Origin of the sequence: Natrialba sp. PRR66 (assembly GCF_034808065.1) — an archaeon.
GTDB lineage: Archaea > Halobacteriota > Halobacteria > Halobacteriales > Natrialbaceae > Natrialba > Natrialba aegyptia.
Map to the genome: position 1 here is coordinate 27,579 of NZ_JAXHGN010000007.1, position 14,785 is coordinate 42,363.

A 14,785-nucleotide genomic window follows, 5' to 3' on the forward strand; every position below is an offset into this window, starting at 1 on the left:
CGAACGCTATGGACCACGAACTAACGGACGATCTGGTAGGTAGATCCGTCACCACGGACGAGGGCCAGGAGATCGGGACAGTCGCTAAGGTGGACCAGGGACACGTCTACGTCGATTTGATGGGCGGCGATGAGACCGAACACAGCGAGGATATCGACACGGAGACGATCAAGGAAATCACCGACGACGAAGTGATCCTCCACGAACCCGAGCGGACGTAGCGCCCGGCGAGGCGAACTCGTCGGCGAATCGCCGGCTAGAGTATAGAGTATAAGGCCGTCGTCGTGGACGATAGGGTATGGCGAGGACGAGTTCACAGGCGGCCAGCAGCGAACCCGATACCAGTTCCATCTCATCACCGCGGCTCTGTCGCTGTGCCCTCATCGGATCGGGTCTCGTCGCGGCGGTTGTCGTCGCGAGAGCCGTTCGATCCAGGTCGCGCAACCGAACTCGATTCACTGCACCGTTTTGAGGGGAGAATGCGCTCGATGACGAAGTATTGATATATTCCCGACAGAACCTCTCTGTATGAGCCGCCCAGCGCACCGCCGGGACGAGTCCGACCGAGTTCCGTTCACCGCTCATCGGGATATCGGCGGCGGCATCGCGATGGCAGTGACCGGGATTCTGGCTGCGTTCCTGTGGTTTGGCGGCACCTTTCTGCTCGTTGCCACTCGAACCGTTTCTCACACGATCGGATTCGTCTTCATCTCGGCCCTGTTTTACGTGCCGTTCGCAATTCCCTCCGCGTTCGTCGGTGGTACGCTCTGCTGGCGGTACGCGTACTCGGACGCAAATCCCGCTCGCTCCGGCGCATTCCTCGGCGCGATAACGTCGATTTTCGGTCTCCTCGGGGGCACACTCGGCGCTGCGCTGTTCAATCCGCTTTTGTCCCTCTCCCAGGGTGAGATGGGGCTCCTGGAGGCGGCAATCGCCGTGATAGTACGCATCCCTCGGGGCTTCGGTATGGCACTGGTGGCCGCCGGGTGGCTGGTGATCCCGCTCGGACTGTTCGGCGGTTGGTATTACGAACGGACAAAACGGACGGCGTAGCGATCGCGCGCTTCGATTCTAACTGACCACCCGCCCGATCTCCATCCGGTTGTCATCTCAAGATCGCGTACTGTGCTCTGTCGCTGGTCGATGTTTCATCGCCTGAACCGTGATAGCTGAAATGACCGTTTGTCCTTCCCCAACGGTTTTCCCCGTTTCTTTCCTCCGAACCGGTATGCAACGACGCGACATCCTCACCCTGAGTACGCTCGGCGTCATCGGCAGCGCCGGGTGTCTCGCTGAACTCGAGTGGGATCGTGCGTCAGCGCCGAACGAGGACGGAACCGATACTGATATCGATATCGATACCACCGGAGCCGACACCGTCGACGTGCGTTTCGCCGGCGTCTACGCGGCTGACCGAGACCGCGAGTTCATCGACGGCGAGTATCTCGTTCTCAGAAACGACGCCGACGACGCCGTCGACGTGTCCGGATACGTCGTCGCCTACCCCGATGATCGGACGTATCGGATCGCCGATCTCGTCCTCGAATCGGGCGCACAGTTCGTCCTCGCGAGCCGAGACGGAACCGACGCGACGCTTCAGTCGAGTCCCCCGGCCTACCTCCGATACGCCGGTTTCGACGACGAGTTACCGGTTCTTGGCGACGGCGGAACCGTCCGCATGAGAAACGCGGCGGGTGCTCTCGTTTCCGCTGTGCACTACCAAAACGGCGGTTGCGACGGTGGGTCCGTTACCGACGACGCCGGGGACTCGATCGAGTGCCTGCATTAACAGTCGAGAGATCAAACGAACTTTTCCTACTCCAAACAAAATTGTTTTAGTTCGGGCGACTGTTGCCACAGGTGATGCCATCCATCGCGCTCCCGCACGACGCGAAGGCCGGACCGACCAAATCGGAGGTCCGCGCCGTCGTCCAGTCGAAACTCGAACTCGAGCCGGACGACCACTTCGTCGAGGTCGGCTCCTGTACGGGTGCCGTCACCATCGAGGCCGCCCGCCGAGCCGGCAGCGTCACCGCGCTCGAACGGAAAGCCGAGCGACTCGAGACGACCGAGAAGAACCTCGCAGCGAACGACGCGGCGATACGCGCCGACGTCGAACTTCGGAACGCGGAAGCACCTGACGGCCTTCCGGCCGACGCCGACGCGCTCTTTCTCGGCGGCAGCCGCAACTTCGAGGACGTCCTCGACCACGCCGCCGAGACGGGTGTCGACCGTATCGTGATGAACGTCTCCCGACTCGAAGTCGCCGGCCGAGCGGCCGCCGCCTTCCGCGAACGCGACTTGCTCGAGGAGGTCGTCCAGTTCCAGGTGAGCCACGGCTACGAACTCGCCGGGGCGACGAGTTTCAACTCGGACAACCCGGTCTACATGCTGGTCGGAAGTGCGACCCCGTCTTCGGACGAGACCGATACCGAAGCCCGCTCCGGAGGGACGACCCAATGACCCTCTACGGCGTCGGACTCGGGCCCGGCGAGGCCGACCTCGTCACGGTTCGCGGGAAGGAGATTCTGGAGACTGCCGATGTCGTCTACTCCCCCGGCCGGCTCTCTCGAACTGTCGCCCTCGAGCACGTCCCCGAGGAGCGAATCGGCGACCTGGACTTCCCGATGACGAAAGACGAGGAGAAACTCCGCACCGCCTGGACGGAGGCCGCCGCGGAAGTCGCCCCGAAGGCGACCGCGGGCGATGTCGCGTTCGTGACACTTGGCGACCCGAACGTCTACTCGACGTTCGGCCATCTGCGCCGCACGATCGACGCCTTCCACCCCGACGTCGACCTCGAAATCGTTCCCGGCGTCAGCGCCGTGACGGCCTTCGCGACCGCACTCGGCGTCGAAATCGAAGCCGGTGCCGGCCTCTCGCTCCGCGAGGCCGCCGCCGGCCACAGTCCGACCGGTCCGGACCGCATGATCCTGTTCAAAGTCACCGACGCGCCTGCCACCCATGAGGGCCTCGTCGAGGCCGGCTACGACGTAACCTACGGCCGCCGCCTGTTCATGGAACAGGGCGAGACCGTCGTCACGGACGATCCCACCGAACTCGACGAGCGCGACTACTACACGCTCGCCTACGCCGAGAAGGAATCCCTCGACGTCGAATCGGCGACGGCAGCCTTCGAGACCAGCGCCGTCTCCAGCGAGACGACCGACGCCGATACACCCGGCGGATCCGATACCGCCGACACGAACGTCCGCTCCGACGGCGGCCGCGAGTTCACGGCCGCGGAACTAGCCGAACTCGCGGCACTCGAACGGGCCGAGGGCTGTGCGGGCGGCGACTGTGATGCCGATCGCGGAGACGCCGACCACGGAACCACGGGGGTCGCCGATGAGCGATAACACGGAATCGTCGGCGACCGACCCACAGACCGCGATCGACTCGCAGAGCGACCGCCGCCGCGACGACCTCGACGATCGCATCTTCGCACACAGCGCCGGCGACGACCAGGACGGGATTCCCTTCGTCGGCGCTGGCCCCGGCAACCCGCGACTCCTGACCGTCGCCGGGAAAGAATTGCTCGAGGCGGCCGACCTCGTCGTCCACGCCGGCTCGCTGGTCAACAGCGACCTCCTCGACGCCTACTGCGGCCACGCCGACCTCGTCAACTCGGTCGGGAAGGACCTCGAAGAACTCGTGCCGCTGATGCGGGACGCCTACGAGGAGGGCCGGCAGGTCGTCCGTCTCCACAGCGGCGACCCCGCGATCTACGGGGCCGCACTCGAGCAGATGGACGCGCTGGAGCACGAGGGCGTCCCGACGTACATCGTCCCCGGCGTCACGTCGGCGTTCGCCGCGAGCGCCACGATGCGAACGCAGTTGACGCTCAACGAGGTTTCGAATCACGTCGCGTTCACCCGGCCGCAGGGCAAGACCCTGAGCGAAGACGAGGATCACATCTCCGAGTTCATCTCGATGGGCGATGTCACGACCTGTATCTACCTCGGTACCCACGCCGTCCGGGACACGATGGATCGCCTGCTCGCGGACGGCCACGATCCCGAGACGCCCGTCGCGGTGATCTACCACGCCTCCTGGCCCGACGAGGACGTGCTTATCGGTTCGATCGACGACATCGCAGACCGGGTCGAGGAGGCCGGCTATCGCGCCTCCGCGCTCGTCGTCATCGGCGACGCCGTTACGGGTGCCGGCTACGAACGGTCGTACCTGTACGGCGACTGGGCGAACCGCGGCGCGAACTCGACGGATTGAGGCGGAGGCCGGCGACGACGGTCAGTTTCGGTTCCGGGCAGCCGGTCCGCACCTTCAAAACAGATGCCGCAATAGCCCGGGCTATGATCGCTATTGCCGGCTCGAAAGGCGGCTGTGGAAAGTCCACGATAACGCTCGGTCTCGCCGAAGCGTTCGCCAGAGCCAATACTCCGGTGCTCGCCATCGACGCGGATCGCCAGCTGCCGAATCTGCACGTGATGACCGAGACGGACCGCAAGCCGACGCTCGCCACGCTCGTCGATCGTGCCGCCGAGTCCGAAATAACCGATATCCGCGATGGCGCACAGCAACACCCTCGTGCGTCCGGCGTCGGTATCGTTCCCGCCCCGACGCCTGACCAGACGTTCGAGTTCGAGTCGCTCGCGGAACACCTCGACACCGAGAGCGTCCAGGTGTTCCTCGACTGTCCGTCCGGAGCCGGCCCGAGCGTCGTTGACCCGCTGCGGCAGGCCGACGGCGTTATCGTCGTCGCCACGGATTCCGAACGGAGTCTCACGGCCGCAGCGACGACGATCGAGATGGCTCGCCGACTCGGTGTCCCCATCTACGGCGCTCTTTTGAACCGGTGTTCGGCGGTGCCGGAACCGGCGACCCGCTGGGAGGGTGTCCCGTTGCTCGGCTGCGTTCCCGACCGCCCGTCGCCGCTCGCCAACGATGCGGTCGCGGCGGCGTTCGACGACGCCGTCGCTCGACTGGTGTCACAGTCACCGGCCGACCGCGCACTGCCGACGTACGCCGACGACCGACTCCCGCTCGGCACGGACGCGATCGACCAGCACTTGGGCGGCGGCCTGGAACCCGGTTCGCTCGTCGCGTTCGTCAGCCCGCCAGCCAGCCAGGGCGAACGGCTCCTCCACCGGGCGACCGCCGTCCGCGGAACGTTGTACCTCTCGACGGATCGCTCACGAACGACCGTCCGTCACGAACTCGAGTCGACCGCCGTCGGTACCGGCACCCCGACGATCAGACGCGTCACTGGCCCGGATTCACTCGACGAGGCCACGTCCTTGATCGAAAAACTTCCGAACGCGGCCACGCTGATCATCGATCCGATCGACGAACTCGAACGCCGGGACCGATCGGCCTACGTCTCCTTCCTCGATACGCTCACGGACCGACTGGCCGAGACCGACAGCATCGCCATCCTCCACTGTCTCGGCGGGGCGAGCGGCGATCGAGCAACCCGGTCCGCGACGTTTCGACTGGCCGATGCCGTGTTCGAACTCGAGTGCAGCGGTTCCGATGCCGGTGCCGACGCCAACGTCGGGCCCGCCGATACGTCCGGGACTCTCGCCGCGACCGGCACCGCCAGTACGCACTCCCTCCGAATTCCGAAGTACCGACCCGACGCCTCCGTCGTCGGCACGATCGAACTCGAGTTCAGCGATGGGGCTGGGGTTGCACCGATCGAGTCGCCGCCGCGCCCCGAGCAGGCGTCACCGGACGACCCAGCGCAGTCGCCGCAGTCGGATCGTTCACAGCCGGACACACCGCAGGCGGAGACGGAGCAGGGGTGAGCCACGATGGTCGACCTTCCATACGAATCACTGCTCGGCGTCTCGTACGGCCTTCTGGCGGGCACCGCTCCCGCCGTCCTGTTCGGCCTGATTGCAGCAGGCGTCGGTCTCGCTCGAGACCGATCGGTGCCCGCCGCGACCGGACTCCTCGCGGCCCCGATCGCGGCTGCAATCGTCGTCTTCGGCGGGGTTCACGGCTCCGGTCCCGTCCTCGCACAGGCGATTCGACTCGCGTTTGTCGGCGTCATCGCCGGCGTGCTCGGCATCTTTGCGACGAGCCAGGGCGCGCAGATCGCAACTGCACTCCCGCAGGACCGCACGTTTCCGATCGTCCGCGGGCAGGCGCTGTCCGCCGACGCGATCGACGCCGTCGACGCGATGGGACAAGTCACGATTCGCCCGACCGGCGCGATCCGCGAGTTCGACGGCTATCCGCCGCTCTCACCCGCTCTCCGGACCGCTCTCGAAAACGGTGCCTGGCGATTCCCCGCCGACCTTCAACTCGCCGAACTCGAGGACCGTCTCGAGCGCCGCCTCCGAACGGACCACGGACTCGCCACCGTTCGCGTCGCCATCGATGGCCGCGGGCGAGCGACGATCGCTGCCGCCCCACCGTCCAAAGGCGTTGCGACGACGCTCGACGACGGGTTCCGGGCGGTAACGGTAACCGGGCTGCTACCGACCGGTCTCGAACCCGGCGATCACGTTCTCGTTCGCGGCGACGAAACGACGGTCGAGGGAACAGCCCTCGCTATCGACGACGAAACCCGGGACGCGACCGATCACGAGTTCGTCGCGCCTGCCGCCGACACGCAGCGAGCGGCCATCGGTACCGACGGCGGCGACCGCCGGCTGACCGTCGCCGTCGAGACGGCCGCCGCCGACGCGCTCCTCGAGTCGACCCGCCATCGGATCGCGGTGCAGCCGAGCGACGACGCCACACACAACCACGCACTCGAGGCCGCAACGATCCTCGACGACGCCGGGCAGCCGATCACCGTCCGCGAGACCGCGCTCGCTGAACTCGATCCAGCAACGACGATCGGCGTGCGAACGGCCGGAGACTGGCACTGGCAACACAGCGCCGATGATCCGATTCCCCAGGGTGCAGACCGGGCGTTTGTGGCTGGCTCGCCCCGGTCCGATTGTGAGGAGAGACCGTCACGATCGCAGTCCAACTCACAACCACAGCGACAGTCCACATTACAATCACAACCACAGCCACAACCCGAGGTGAATCGATGATCGATCCCGAACTCGTCGTCTCCCTCGCACGGGAGGCAGCGGTCGGATTCGTCGGAACGGCGTTGCTCGCGGCGACCGCCGGGTTGCTCATGGCGGGGTGCTACCGCTGGCTGTCGACACGATCGACGCCGGCCGGTATTCCGGCGCTCCTCGGCCTCACGGCGGTTGCTGGCGTTCTCTCTAGCGGTGCTCTCGCATCCGGGGCGTTTCTCGGAGCTACCCCGCTGGATCATCGCCTCAGCGCCGGCTACCTGCTCGGAACGATGCTTCTGGGGGGTATCGCTGCGACGGCCGGCGGTCGCCTCGGCGACCGGATCGCCTGTCAGGTCGCCGACCTCGAGCGGATCGATGCGAACGGCGAAGCCGCGGCTGCCGTCCGCTCCGCTCGGCTCGCCGTCGAAATCACGCTGCCGAAACCGATCGCAACGGCAACCGGATACCAGGCAGTCGACCCGGCCGTCCACAGAGCGCTTTCAGGCGCGACGATCAGGCTCCCGCACGGACTGACACCGACAGCACGCCGTGAACGCCTCGAACGACACATCGAACGCGATTACGACGTCGGCTATGCGGCCGTGACGCTCGCCGACGACGGCACCGTCGACCGCGTTCACGTCGGCCGGCAGTCCACCGGACTCAGATCGATGGTCCCCCGCGGAGCCGTCGCCATCGCGATTCGAGCCGATCCCTCTCCGGATGCCAGCCTCGGCGATCCCGTCGCAATCTGGTCGACGGACGGCCACACCGAACCCGAACTCGTCGCGACCGGCACGCTTCGAACGATGACTCGCTCTATCGCGACCGTCATCGTCGACGCGACCCTCGCCGCCGAACTTCCAGCCGACGACCACTACCGACTGCTTACCTACCCGGACGAACCGACCGACGGCTACGAGTTCGCCTCGACGCTACGAACCGTCGAGGAAACCGTCACGACGCTCTCGATCGACTCCGACGGCCCGCTCGTCGGCGAGTTCGTCGGCTGGCTTCCCGGGCGCGTTCTGGCAATCGAGCGCGGCACCGATCACTTGCCGCTCCCGGCGGACAACGAGACGCTCGAATCCGACGATGAACTCTGGGTGCTTGCCTCACCGTCGGATCTGACTGCGTTTGATCCGGCACCAACTGACGACTGCCCCCCTCCACGGTCGAGCATTTAAATCGGAACGCGAATTAGCATCGCCATGGTTACGGTCGAAGCGAGCGCCGACAGAACGAACGGGGTGACGACAGTCCGAGTCGTCCTCACGAACACGCATTCGACGCCACAGACAGTCAGACTCGAACACCACCTCGACGGACCGATCTGGCCGCCCCGGCCCAACGGCGTCGCCGACCCTCGGTGGACCGGCGACTGCTGGGAAACGACGATCCGGCCCGACCGAAGCGAGGGACTCGGCTTTGCGAGTCCCGCCGCCCCAACCGACCCCCTCGTAACCGTCGTCTCGAGTACCCGCTCTACGGACGATCGCATCCGGTCACCCGAAACAGTGCTCGCAGGTCTCGATACGTGGTGTCCGCCGAGCGATATTCTCGAACGCACTCCCAACACCAATCCCAATCCTACCCCAGACCCATGATCGTCGCCGTCGCCGGCGGCAAAGGTGGCGTCGGCAAATCCACGACCGCACTGAATCTCGCCCGCGAACTCGATGCCGTCGTCGTCGACGCCGATCTCACGACTGCCGACCTCCCGCCCGGGACCGGTCCCGACCTCCACGACGTCCTCGCCGGTCGCGTCGACCCAACCGCGGCCATCGAGACGATCGGACCAGTGACGATCCTCCCCTGTGGGCGCACCCTCGCCGGGGCCCGCGCCGCCGCGCGTGAACTCGAGAACCTGGATGCGATCCTCGAACGCATCGAACGGAAGTGGGGAACGGTCGTCGTCGACTGCCCGGCCGGCCTCGCTCGCGATGTCGGGATCGAACTTCGGAGCGCCGATCTGACGATCCTCGTTACGACACCGACCAAATCAGCGCTGGTCGACGCGTTTCGAACGGCGTCCCTCACCGATGCCCTCCAGACACCGATCGCTGCACTCGTCCTCAACAAGGCCGATCCGGATGCCCACAGCGAGATCGCCGACAGAATCAGCCGAACGCTCGGCGTCGAGGTCACGATTATTGCCACCCAACAGGCCGTCGCCGACGCACAGGCGCGGTGGCTGCCGGTCCGCGATCACGCCGCCGACGCACAGGCCGTCGACGCCTATCACTCGGTTGCCGACCGACTCGAACGGACTGCAGACCGACTCTCCGACCGAGCCACAACCGTCTGAAAAATTGCTTGTTTCTTCTCAGTGCCGCCGCATCACGGCCACCGCAAGGACGATCGCAGCCAGCGCGACAGCCCCGCCAAAGCCAGGCGAGCCGTCGTCGGATGCCGCCGTACTCTCAACCACCGTCTCGAGTTCGTCGTCGGCCGATGCGATCGTGACCGTGACTTCTCCCTGCTGGTCGACCGCTGGCGTGAACTCGAGCGTCTCCGAACCGCCGCTGTCGAGTGTCACCGACTGCGTGTCGACGAGTTCACCATCGACGAGCAAGTCGAGATCTTGCGTGTCCGGTGCCCCGCCGGTATTCGTTACCGTCACGGATACCGAACCGTTCTCTCCGTTCGTCACCGTCTCGGGCGCATCGAGTTCGTCGAGTGTGAACTCGGCGGGTGCGATGATGGCTACCGTGCCCGTCGCATCGTCGCTGTGATGGTCGACGACGTGGGTCGCGGTCCCCTGCTCGTCGTGGGCGTACGTGATCGTCTCCGTTGATTCACCTGCGCCGATTTCGACCGTTTTCGTCGTTCCGACAGCTCCGTTCACGCGGAGTTCGACCGTGTCCACAACCGGGTGCGACGCCGTGTTGTTGAACTCGAGTTCGATATCGTACTCACTATCTTGGGCCGCTTCATCTGGAAGGGAAATCGACTCGAGCGTTATTGCTTCGGGAGCGACGATGGAGAGATCCCCGACTGGTTCACCATCGACCGCAACCGTTCCGTTTCGCTGTGCAGTCCACTGGACCGATTCGGTCGTCTCACTATCGGCATCGACGTGAACTGTCTCTGTGGCGACTGTTTCGCCGTCGACCGTGACCGTCGCCGTTTCCGAACCAGGTCCGCCGGTATTCTCGTAGGTGACAGTTGCATCGACGGTGGTTCCCTCGACGGCCGCTTCCGTATCGAATTCAGCATCACTGAACTCGATGTTCGGCGGCTCGAGGACTTCCACAGTTACCGTATCACTCTCACCGGCGACGGTTGCCGTGAGTTCTGTCTGGCCGACGGAGTTAGCTGCAAGTGTTCCATCAGAGACGGAAGCAACGGCCGTTTCAGAGTCGTAGTCGGCGACTTCGGATGCGGTGACAGTCGAGCCATCGTTGAGCGTGAGTTCAACGGTCACACTGGTCGTTTCTCCCTCGCCGATGGAGGGTTGTGAGACGCTGAGATCGACATCTTGGACCTGCCACTGGAGGATCGGATACTCATCTGTTGCAGTCCAGAAATTGTCGAAGTCGAGATTCATATTTGTCTTGGCATCTACACCGGTCATCTCATCCGTGCGAAGACTAGTCCCCATATTGACATCAGATGCACCCTCTTCCTGACCAGTTGCTTCTGAACTCCAGTATCCTGTGTTTAGTGATCCTTCGTCCCATACTGTTCCAGCGAGGCCTCCAGAATAATCTCCAGTTGACAAAACATCTCCTACAGCGTATACATCCGTCAGATGAGCGTTAGCAGTACCAACTAATCCACCTGCTGTGCCAGCAGAGACAGTTGCAGATGAATAGGCATTCCGTATCTCTGCATCAACTGTATGTCGCCCTGCGATTCCAGCAGCACGTTCATCTGATGGTGCAGTGGCCTTTCCAGTTGCATACGACTCTATAATCTTGTGACCTCCACGGTGTTCTCCAACTAACCCACCAACTCGCTCGCTTCCTGACACGCTGGCACTACTAACTGATTCCTGTATTGTGCCTCCAATCGCAGCCTCTCCTACTAACCCTCCGACTATTCGATCATCTGATTTGACAGTCCCTGCAGTATACACTTGCTTAATTTCGCCAGTATTCGAACCAGCTATAATCCCTACTCTTGCGTCTGAACTTTGTATAGTAGCATCTACTATAGCTAGATCACTTACTGTCCCATTAATCTCACCAAAGAGTCCAACTGCCTGATCAGACCGCTCTATTGTTAATCCAGTGATTGAATGACCCTGTCCATCAAGACTGCCAGTGAAGGGAACTTCACCGCGGTTCCCATATCGTCCTCGATCACCAATTGGTTCGAAACCAGCGCCACCGTTCCATGATTTAGTTTTACTTGCATCAATGTCGTTTCCAAGAACGTAATGAGCTTCCAGATCTTGATTTATGGATTGTAATTCTTCAACAGTAGTAATAGTATATGGGTTGCTTTCAGTTCCCTCTCCCTCCAACCCGTTCATGCTTGTGCTATCTGCTGCAGAAATCATGGGGAGAAACAACATTCCAAAGCAAATAACTACTACACAAGACGCTAACAACGTATTTGTTATGTATGTCTGATTCATTTTAGTTAATCACAAGTAATTCGTCATTCGGCTCATCATCTGCCCAACTAGTTCCCGATGGTGGTTGGATTTCAAATTCGATTGTTCCTGTATGTTGATCGGGTGGAAGATCTAGATTTTCTTTGGTGAAGTCAAATACTACTTCATTATCGTCCCCAGATTTCTTCACTAGAGCATCGTCCATTCGAGCATCACCAGGTACTGCTACAACTGTAGCATCTGATACGTCATTTCCATCTTCGTCTACAACATATACGCTAAATGAATCATCATTGTTTCCAATCTCAACACTATCTCCTTCAAACTCTACATCTACTTCTGTATCTCCTTCAAACGTGTCAATACCACCTAGTATCTGCAGCATTATCCCAAGCGATACAACACCGATAACGAGCGCGATCACGAGCCGAATCGGTAGTCCCTCGATCGCGCGATCGTCATCTGCAAACGAACGACGATCACCCGACGAGATCGAGTTCAGCTGTGGGCGGCGTTTCGAGCCCATACCCCTGTTGGCTCGTGATCTGTCTTAAAGTTTTACTATACGAAGAATGCAACTTATATAGGCGGGTAAAACTTCAAGTACGAGAGCGAGCGAACGCTCGCTATGAGTTTCGTTATCGGTCGCGGTGCAAACGCTGAGACCGAACAGACGGGCCATCTTGGGCGGTATCGAGCGCTCGATGGAAGCGAGGGGGCGACACTGCACGTCGATCTCGACGGGCCACACGCAATGTTGATCGTCGGGAAACGCGGCTACGGGAAGTCGTTCACGCTGGGTGTCGTGGCGGAGGAACTCGCCCGGGTGCAAGGCGTTGCACCTGTCATTGTCGATCCGATGGGCGTCTTTTCGACGCTCGCCGAATCCGCTGATGGTGAGGACGTTCCCGCGGATGTCGTTGCGAAGCCGGCGGTGACAGCGGGCGTTCTCGATCCGCGGTCGTGGTGTTCGCTACTCGGACTGTCCCCTGAAAGCGGTGCCGGGGGGCTCGTCTGGCAGGCGGCCCAGGAGACGACCTCACTGGCGGCTATGGAACAACAGATCGAGACGGCTGATGCACCGAGGGCCGACAGACGGGCGGCGACGAATCACCTCGCGCTCGCGGACTCGTGGGACGTGTTCGACCCCGACGGGCTCGGTACGGCTGAACTCGCAAGCGCTGCGGTCACCGTTCTCGATGTTTCCGGGCTGGATTCGGCCCCGATGAACGCGATCTGCCGCGGCGTTGCCGAGGCGCTCTACCGCGCCCGAATCGCCGAGGCGATCGATCGGTTGCCGTGGCTCATGATCGACGAGGCGCACACGTTCTTCGACGGCGTCGCAGAGGCGGCGTTACACACGATTCTCACCCGTGGGCGTGCCCCCGGTGTCAGCCTCGTCCTCGCAACGCAGCGTCCGAGTTCAGTGACGGAGACCGCGATTTCTCAGTCCGACATTCTGCTCTCCCATCGGCTGACGGCCGAGGCGGATCTGGACGCCTTGAACGCGGCTCAGCCGACGTATATGAACGAATCACTTGCCGATCGGCTGCCGACCGATCCCGGACAGGTGGTCGTCATCGATGATGCGACGGAGACGATCCATGCGGCGCAGGTCCGGCTTCGGGATACGCCACACGGCGGCGGGAGTCCGCGGGCGCGAGACGTTGTCGCTGCCGCTGCGGGTGAGTGCGAGTGATCGCTATGCAGGGACAGTTGTGGGTGTCATCGAGGTCGAGGTCGGGGTCGTGGCCGTGGTCGCGGTCGGAGTTGGACGCGAGTGTCTGGGTCTGGCTGCGGTTGTGGCTGCAGGCGGTGGGACAGCGCGAGTCTCAGAGACGGTCGCGACCGGCCAGTCCCAGTGGGGTACAACGATGACCGACCGGGACCGGCTCGAACAGCGACTGGCGGCAGTCGAACGCGTCGTCGTCGACGGCGACGTTGCACTCGACGAGTTGGCGGAACTGGCTTCGTTGGCCGACACCGTTTCGACCCTGGAAACGCGGCTTTCGGAGCACGAACGTCGACTTGCAGAACTCGAAGGGGCCGTGCAGTCGATCGAGGGGTACGTCGGCAACGTCGAGGCGGTCAACGACGAGGTCGAGCGACAGTCGGCGACCGCAGTTGCGACGGTCGATCGGCTCGAACGCCGCGTCGAGGCGCTCGAGGTTGAACTCGACGATCTCGAGGGTGGGCTCCTTGCAGGCGAAGACTCGGCTGTCGATACGGCGGGGTCCGTCGCCGGCGACGAGACGGAAACCAGCGGCGAGACAGGGTCCGAGAATCGAGCAGGAGAGGGCGAGAGCCAGGGATTCGATACCGCTGCCGATGGTGGTGGTGGTGGTGATGCTGGCGATGGTGGCGAAAGCGGGAACCAACTCGCCGGAGAATCGCCTCCCGGGTCGCCAGAACGATCAGCAGCCGCGGTTCTCGGCGACGGGAAGCGCTCGCTCGTCGACGACGGTATTGATCGACCGGCGTCATCTGCGAACCAGACCGCAGTCGAACTGGCAGTTGGTTCGGAGACCGATCGGCGTGAGGACGGCGGGAACGCTACGACGGGGACTGATGAGGGTACCACCGGTACTGCTGATACCGCGACCGTTGAGACGGCTGCTGAGTCTGGTACTGCGGCAGCGACTGATACTGCTACTCGCCCGAATTCCGAAACTGACGACTCCCCCGATGACGATCCTAACGGAGACGATACTACCGGGCTGGTCGACTCGATCCGGTCGCGGCTCTCATGATTCGATACGTGCTTGCCGTCTTGCTCGCCGTGTCGCTGCTCGCGCTCGGGGGGCTGGCGCTCGCCGAGAGTTCAACTGCCGCGACCGAACGGGAGGTACGGACGGCGATGTCGGATATCGAGGCTGCGGCGATCGATCTCACTGCGAACGAGGAGGTTTCGCCTGCCGGCCATCCCGATCCGCAGCGGGTCGTCGAGGTTTCGATTCCCGAGCGGTCACTGCTGACGACGGGCGTCTCACACGTCGAGATCGAACCGGTTGAGGAGGACGTCGACGCGAGTGTGGCCCGGTACGTGTTGGACGACGGGACAACAAATCAGGAGGTTCTCGACGTGCGGCTCGTCGCTCGGAATCAGACGGGATCTCGAACGACACTCGACGGGGCCGGAACCCACCGGTTACGTCTTCGGCTCGTCTCCGACGAGCGGGGTGACCCACTCGTCGTCACGGAGCGGGTTTAAATCGGAAGCCGAGTCCAGCGTGGG

General features: G+C 63.0%; 16 protein-coding genes. 14 read left to right on the forward strand and 2 right to left on the reverse strand.

The window, feature by feature from the left end; all coding sequences use genetic code 11:
• The first annotated feature begins 8 nt into the window (after positions 1 to 8).
• From SM755_RS20905 to SM755_RS20955, 11 genes are all read left to right on the forward strand, one after another.
• Entirely contained in the window at positions 9 to 221 is a 213-nt protein-coding gene (locus SM755_RS20905; protein ID WP_323174373.1) for a hypothetical protein, read from the forward strand.
• 307 nt (positions 222 to 528) lie between these two features.
• Complete coding sequence (locus SM755_RS20910) at positions 529 to 1,053, forward strand: hypothetical protein (RefSeq protein WP_323174374.1); 525 nt, start codon at positions 529 to 531, stop codon at positions 1,051 to 1,053.
• 175 nt (positions 1,054 to 1,228) lie between these two features.
• Entirely contained in the window at positions 1,229 to 1,789 is a 561-nt protein-coding gene (locus SM755_RS20915; RefSeq protein WP_323174375.1) for a lamin tail domain-containing protein, read from the forward strand.
• Positions 1,790 to 1,863: 74 nt separating this feature from the next.
• Positions 1,864 to 2,463, forward strand: coding sequence for a precorrin-6Y C5,15-methyltransferase (decarboxylating) subunit CbiT (gene cbiT, locus SM755_RS20920; RefSeq protein WP_323174376.1), 600 nt, complete (start codon positions 1,864 to 1,866; stop codon positions 2,461 to 2,463).
• The gene (locus SM755_RS20925; RefSeq protein WP_323174377.1) at positions 2,460 to 3,359 is read left to right on the forward strand and encodes a cobalt-factor II C(20)-methyltransferase; all 900 of its coding nucleotides are present in this window, start codon (positions 2,460 to 2,462) and stop codon (positions 3,357 to 3,359) included. Before cbiT ends, SM755_RS20925 begins: the two co-directional genes overlap by 4 nt.
• Positions 3,349 to 4,230 (forward strand): cobalt-precorrin-4/precorrin-4 C(11)-methyltransferase, encoded by an 882-nt coding sequence (locus tag SM755_RS20930; RefSeq protein WP_006666816.1) that lies wholly within the window; start codon positions 3,349 to 3,351, stop codon positions 4,228 to 4,230. Before SM755_RS20925 ends, SM755_RS20930 begins: the two co-directional genes overlap by 11 nt.
• 83 nt (positions 4,231 to 4,313) lie before the next feature.
• Positions 4,314 to 5,768 (forward strand): P-loop NTPase, encoded by a 1,455-nt coding sequence (locus tag SM755_RS20935; protein ID WP_323174378.1) that lies wholly within the window; start codon positions 4,314 to 4,316, stop codon positions 5,766 to 5,768.
• A gap of 6 nt (positions 5,769 to 5,774) precedes the next feature.
• Positions 5,775 to 7,013, forward strand: a complete 1,239-nt coding sequence (locus tag SM755_RS20940; protein WP_323174379.1) for a hypothetical protein — start codon at positions 5,775 to 5,777, stop codon at positions 7,011 to 7,013.
• Positions 7,010 to 8,173: a TrkA C-terminal domain-containing protein gene (locus SM755_RS20945; protein ID WP_323174380.1), complete on the forward strand. Its 1,164-nt coding sequence runs from the start codon at positions 7,010 to 7,012 to the stop codon at positions 8,171 to 8,173. The genes SM755_RS20940 and SM755_RS20945 overlap by 4 nt, the downstream gene beginning before the upstream one ends.
• A 24-nt stretch (positions 8,174 to 8,197) precedes the next feature.
• Entirely contained in the window at positions 8,198 to 8,593 is a 396-nt protein-coding gene (locus tag SM755_RS20950; protein ID WP_323174381.1) for a hypothetical protein, read from the forward strand.
• On the forward strand, positions 8,590 to 9,294 hold the full coding sequence (locus SM755_RS20955; RefSeq protein ID WP_323174382.1) for a P-loop NTPase: 705 nt from the start codon (positions 8,590 to 8,592) through the stop codon (positions 9,292 to 9,294). The genes SM755_RS20950 and SM755_RS20955 overlap by 4 nt, the downstream gene beginning before the upstream one ends.
• A gap of 18 nt (positions 9,295 to 9,312) precedes the next feature.
• Here SM755_RS20955 and SM755_RS20960 read toward each other — a convergent pair whose 3' ends face one another.
• Both SM755_RS20960 and SM755_RS20965 read right to left on the reverse strand, forming a co-directional pair.
• Positions 9,313 to 10,563, reverse strand: coding sequence for a CARDB domain-containing protein (locus tag SM755_RS20960; protein WP_323174383.1), 1,251 nt, complete (start codon positions 10,561 to 10,563; stop codon positions 9,313 to 9,315).
• Positions 10,564 to 11,572: 1,009 nt separating this feature from the next.
• A complete protein-coding gene (locus SM755_RS20965) occupies positions 11,573 to 12,076 on the reverse strand; it encodes a hypothetical protein (RefSeq protein ID WP_323174384.1) in 504 nt (167 codons plus the stop codon).
• 102 nt (positions 12,077 to 12,178) lie between these two features.
• Here SM755_RS20965 and SM755_RS20970 point away from each other — a divergent pair, with 102 nt between their 5' ends.
• From SM755_RS20970 to SM755_RS20980, 3 genes are read left to right on the forward strand one after another with little or no spacing between them, the layout of a single operon-like run.
• Entirely contained in the window at positions 12,179 to 13,249 is a 1,071-nt protein-coding gene (locus SM755_RS20970; RefSeq protein WP_323174385.1) for an ATP-binding protein, read from the forward strand.
• Positions 13,155 to 14,300: a hypothetical protein gene (locus tag SM755_RS20975; RefSeq protein WP_323174386.1), complete on the forward strand. Its 1,146-nt coding sequence runs from the start codon at positions 13,155 to 13,157 to the stop codon at positions 14,298 to 14,300. Before SM755_RS20970 ends, SM755_RS20975 begins: the two co-directional genes overlap by 95 nt.
• On the forward strand, positions 14,297 to 14,761 hold the full coding sequence (locus SM755_RS20980) for a hypothetical protein (RefSeq protein WP_323174387.1): 465 nt from the start codon (positions 14,297 to 14,299) through the stop codon (positions 14,759 to 14,761). Before SM755_RS20975 ends, SM755_RS20980 begins: the two co-directional genes overlap by 4 nt.
• The last annotated feature ends 24 nt before the right edge of the window (positions 14,762 to 14,785 follow it).

What these genes read in the sequence shown, in the direction of transcription:
- SM755_RS20905 (WP_323174373.1), top strand. Translation starts at nt 9, where the DNA reads ATGGACCACGAACTAACGGACGATCTGGTAGGTAGATCCGTCACCACG.
- SM755_RS20910 (WP_323174374.1), top strand. Translation starts at nt 529, where the DNA reads ATGAGCCGCCCAGCGCACCGCCGGGACGAGTCCGACCGAGTTCCGTTC.
- SM755_RS20915 (WP_323174375.1), top strand. Translation starts at nt 1,229, where the DNA reads ATGCAACGACGCGACATCCTCACCCTGAGTACGCTCGGCGTCATCGGC.
- cbiT (WP_323174376.1), top strand. Translation starts at nt 1,864, where the DNA reads ATGCCATCCATCGCGCTCCCGCACGACGCGAAGGCCGGACCGACCAAA.
- SM755_RS20925 (WP_323174377.1), top strand. Translation starts at nt 2,460, where the DNA reads ATGACCCTCTACGGCGTCGGACTCGGGCCCGGCGAGGCCGACCTCGTC.
- SM755_RS20930 (WP_006666816.1), top strand. Translation starts at nt 3,349, where the DNA reads ATGAGCGATAACACGGAATCGTCGGCGACCGACCCACAGACCGCGATC.
- SM755_RS20935 (WP_323174378.1), top strand. Translation starts at nt 4,314, where the DNA reads ATGATCGCTATTGCCGGCTCGAAAGGCGGCTGTGGAAAGTCCACGATA.
- SM755_RS20940 (WP_323174379.1), top strand. Translation starts at nt 5,775, where the DNA reads ATGGTCGACCTTCCATACGAATCACTGCTCGGCGTCTCGTACGGCCTT.
- SM755_RS20945 (WP_323174380.1), top strand. Translation starts at nt 7,010, where the DNA reads ATGATCGATCCCGAACTCGTCGTCTCCCTCGCACGGGAGGCAGCGGTC.
- SM755_RS20950 (WP_323174381.1), top strand. Translation starts at nt 8,198, where the DNA reads ATGGTTACGGTCGAAGCGAGCGCCGACAGAACGAACGGGGTGACGACA.
- SM755_RS20955 (WP_323174382.1), top strand. Translation starts at nt 8,590, where the DNA reads ATGATCGTCGCCGTCGCCGGCGGCAAAGGTGGCGTCGGCAAATCCACG.
- SM755_RS20960 (WP_323174383.1), bottom strand. Translation starts at nt 10,563, where the DNA reads ATGACCGGTGTAGATGCCAAGACAAATATGAATCTCGACTTCGACAAT.
- SM755_RS20965 (WP_323174384.1), bottom strand. Translation starts at nt 12,076, where the DNA reads ATGGGCTCGAAACGCCGCCCACAGCTGAACTCGATCTCGTCGGGTGAT.
- SM755_RS20970 (WP_323174385.1), top strand. Translation starts at nt 12,179, where the DNA reads ATGAGTTTCGTTATCGGTCGCGGTGCAAACGCTGAGACCGAACAGACG.
- SM755_RS20975 (WP_323174386.1), top strand. Translation starts at nt 13,155, where the DNA reads ATGCGGCGCAGGTCCGGCTTCGGGATACGCCACACGGCGGCGGGAGTC.
- SM755_RS20980 (WP_323174387.1), top strand. Translation starts at nt 14,297, where the DNA reads ATGATTCGATACGTGCTTGCCGTCTTGCTCGCCGTGTCGCTGCTCGCG.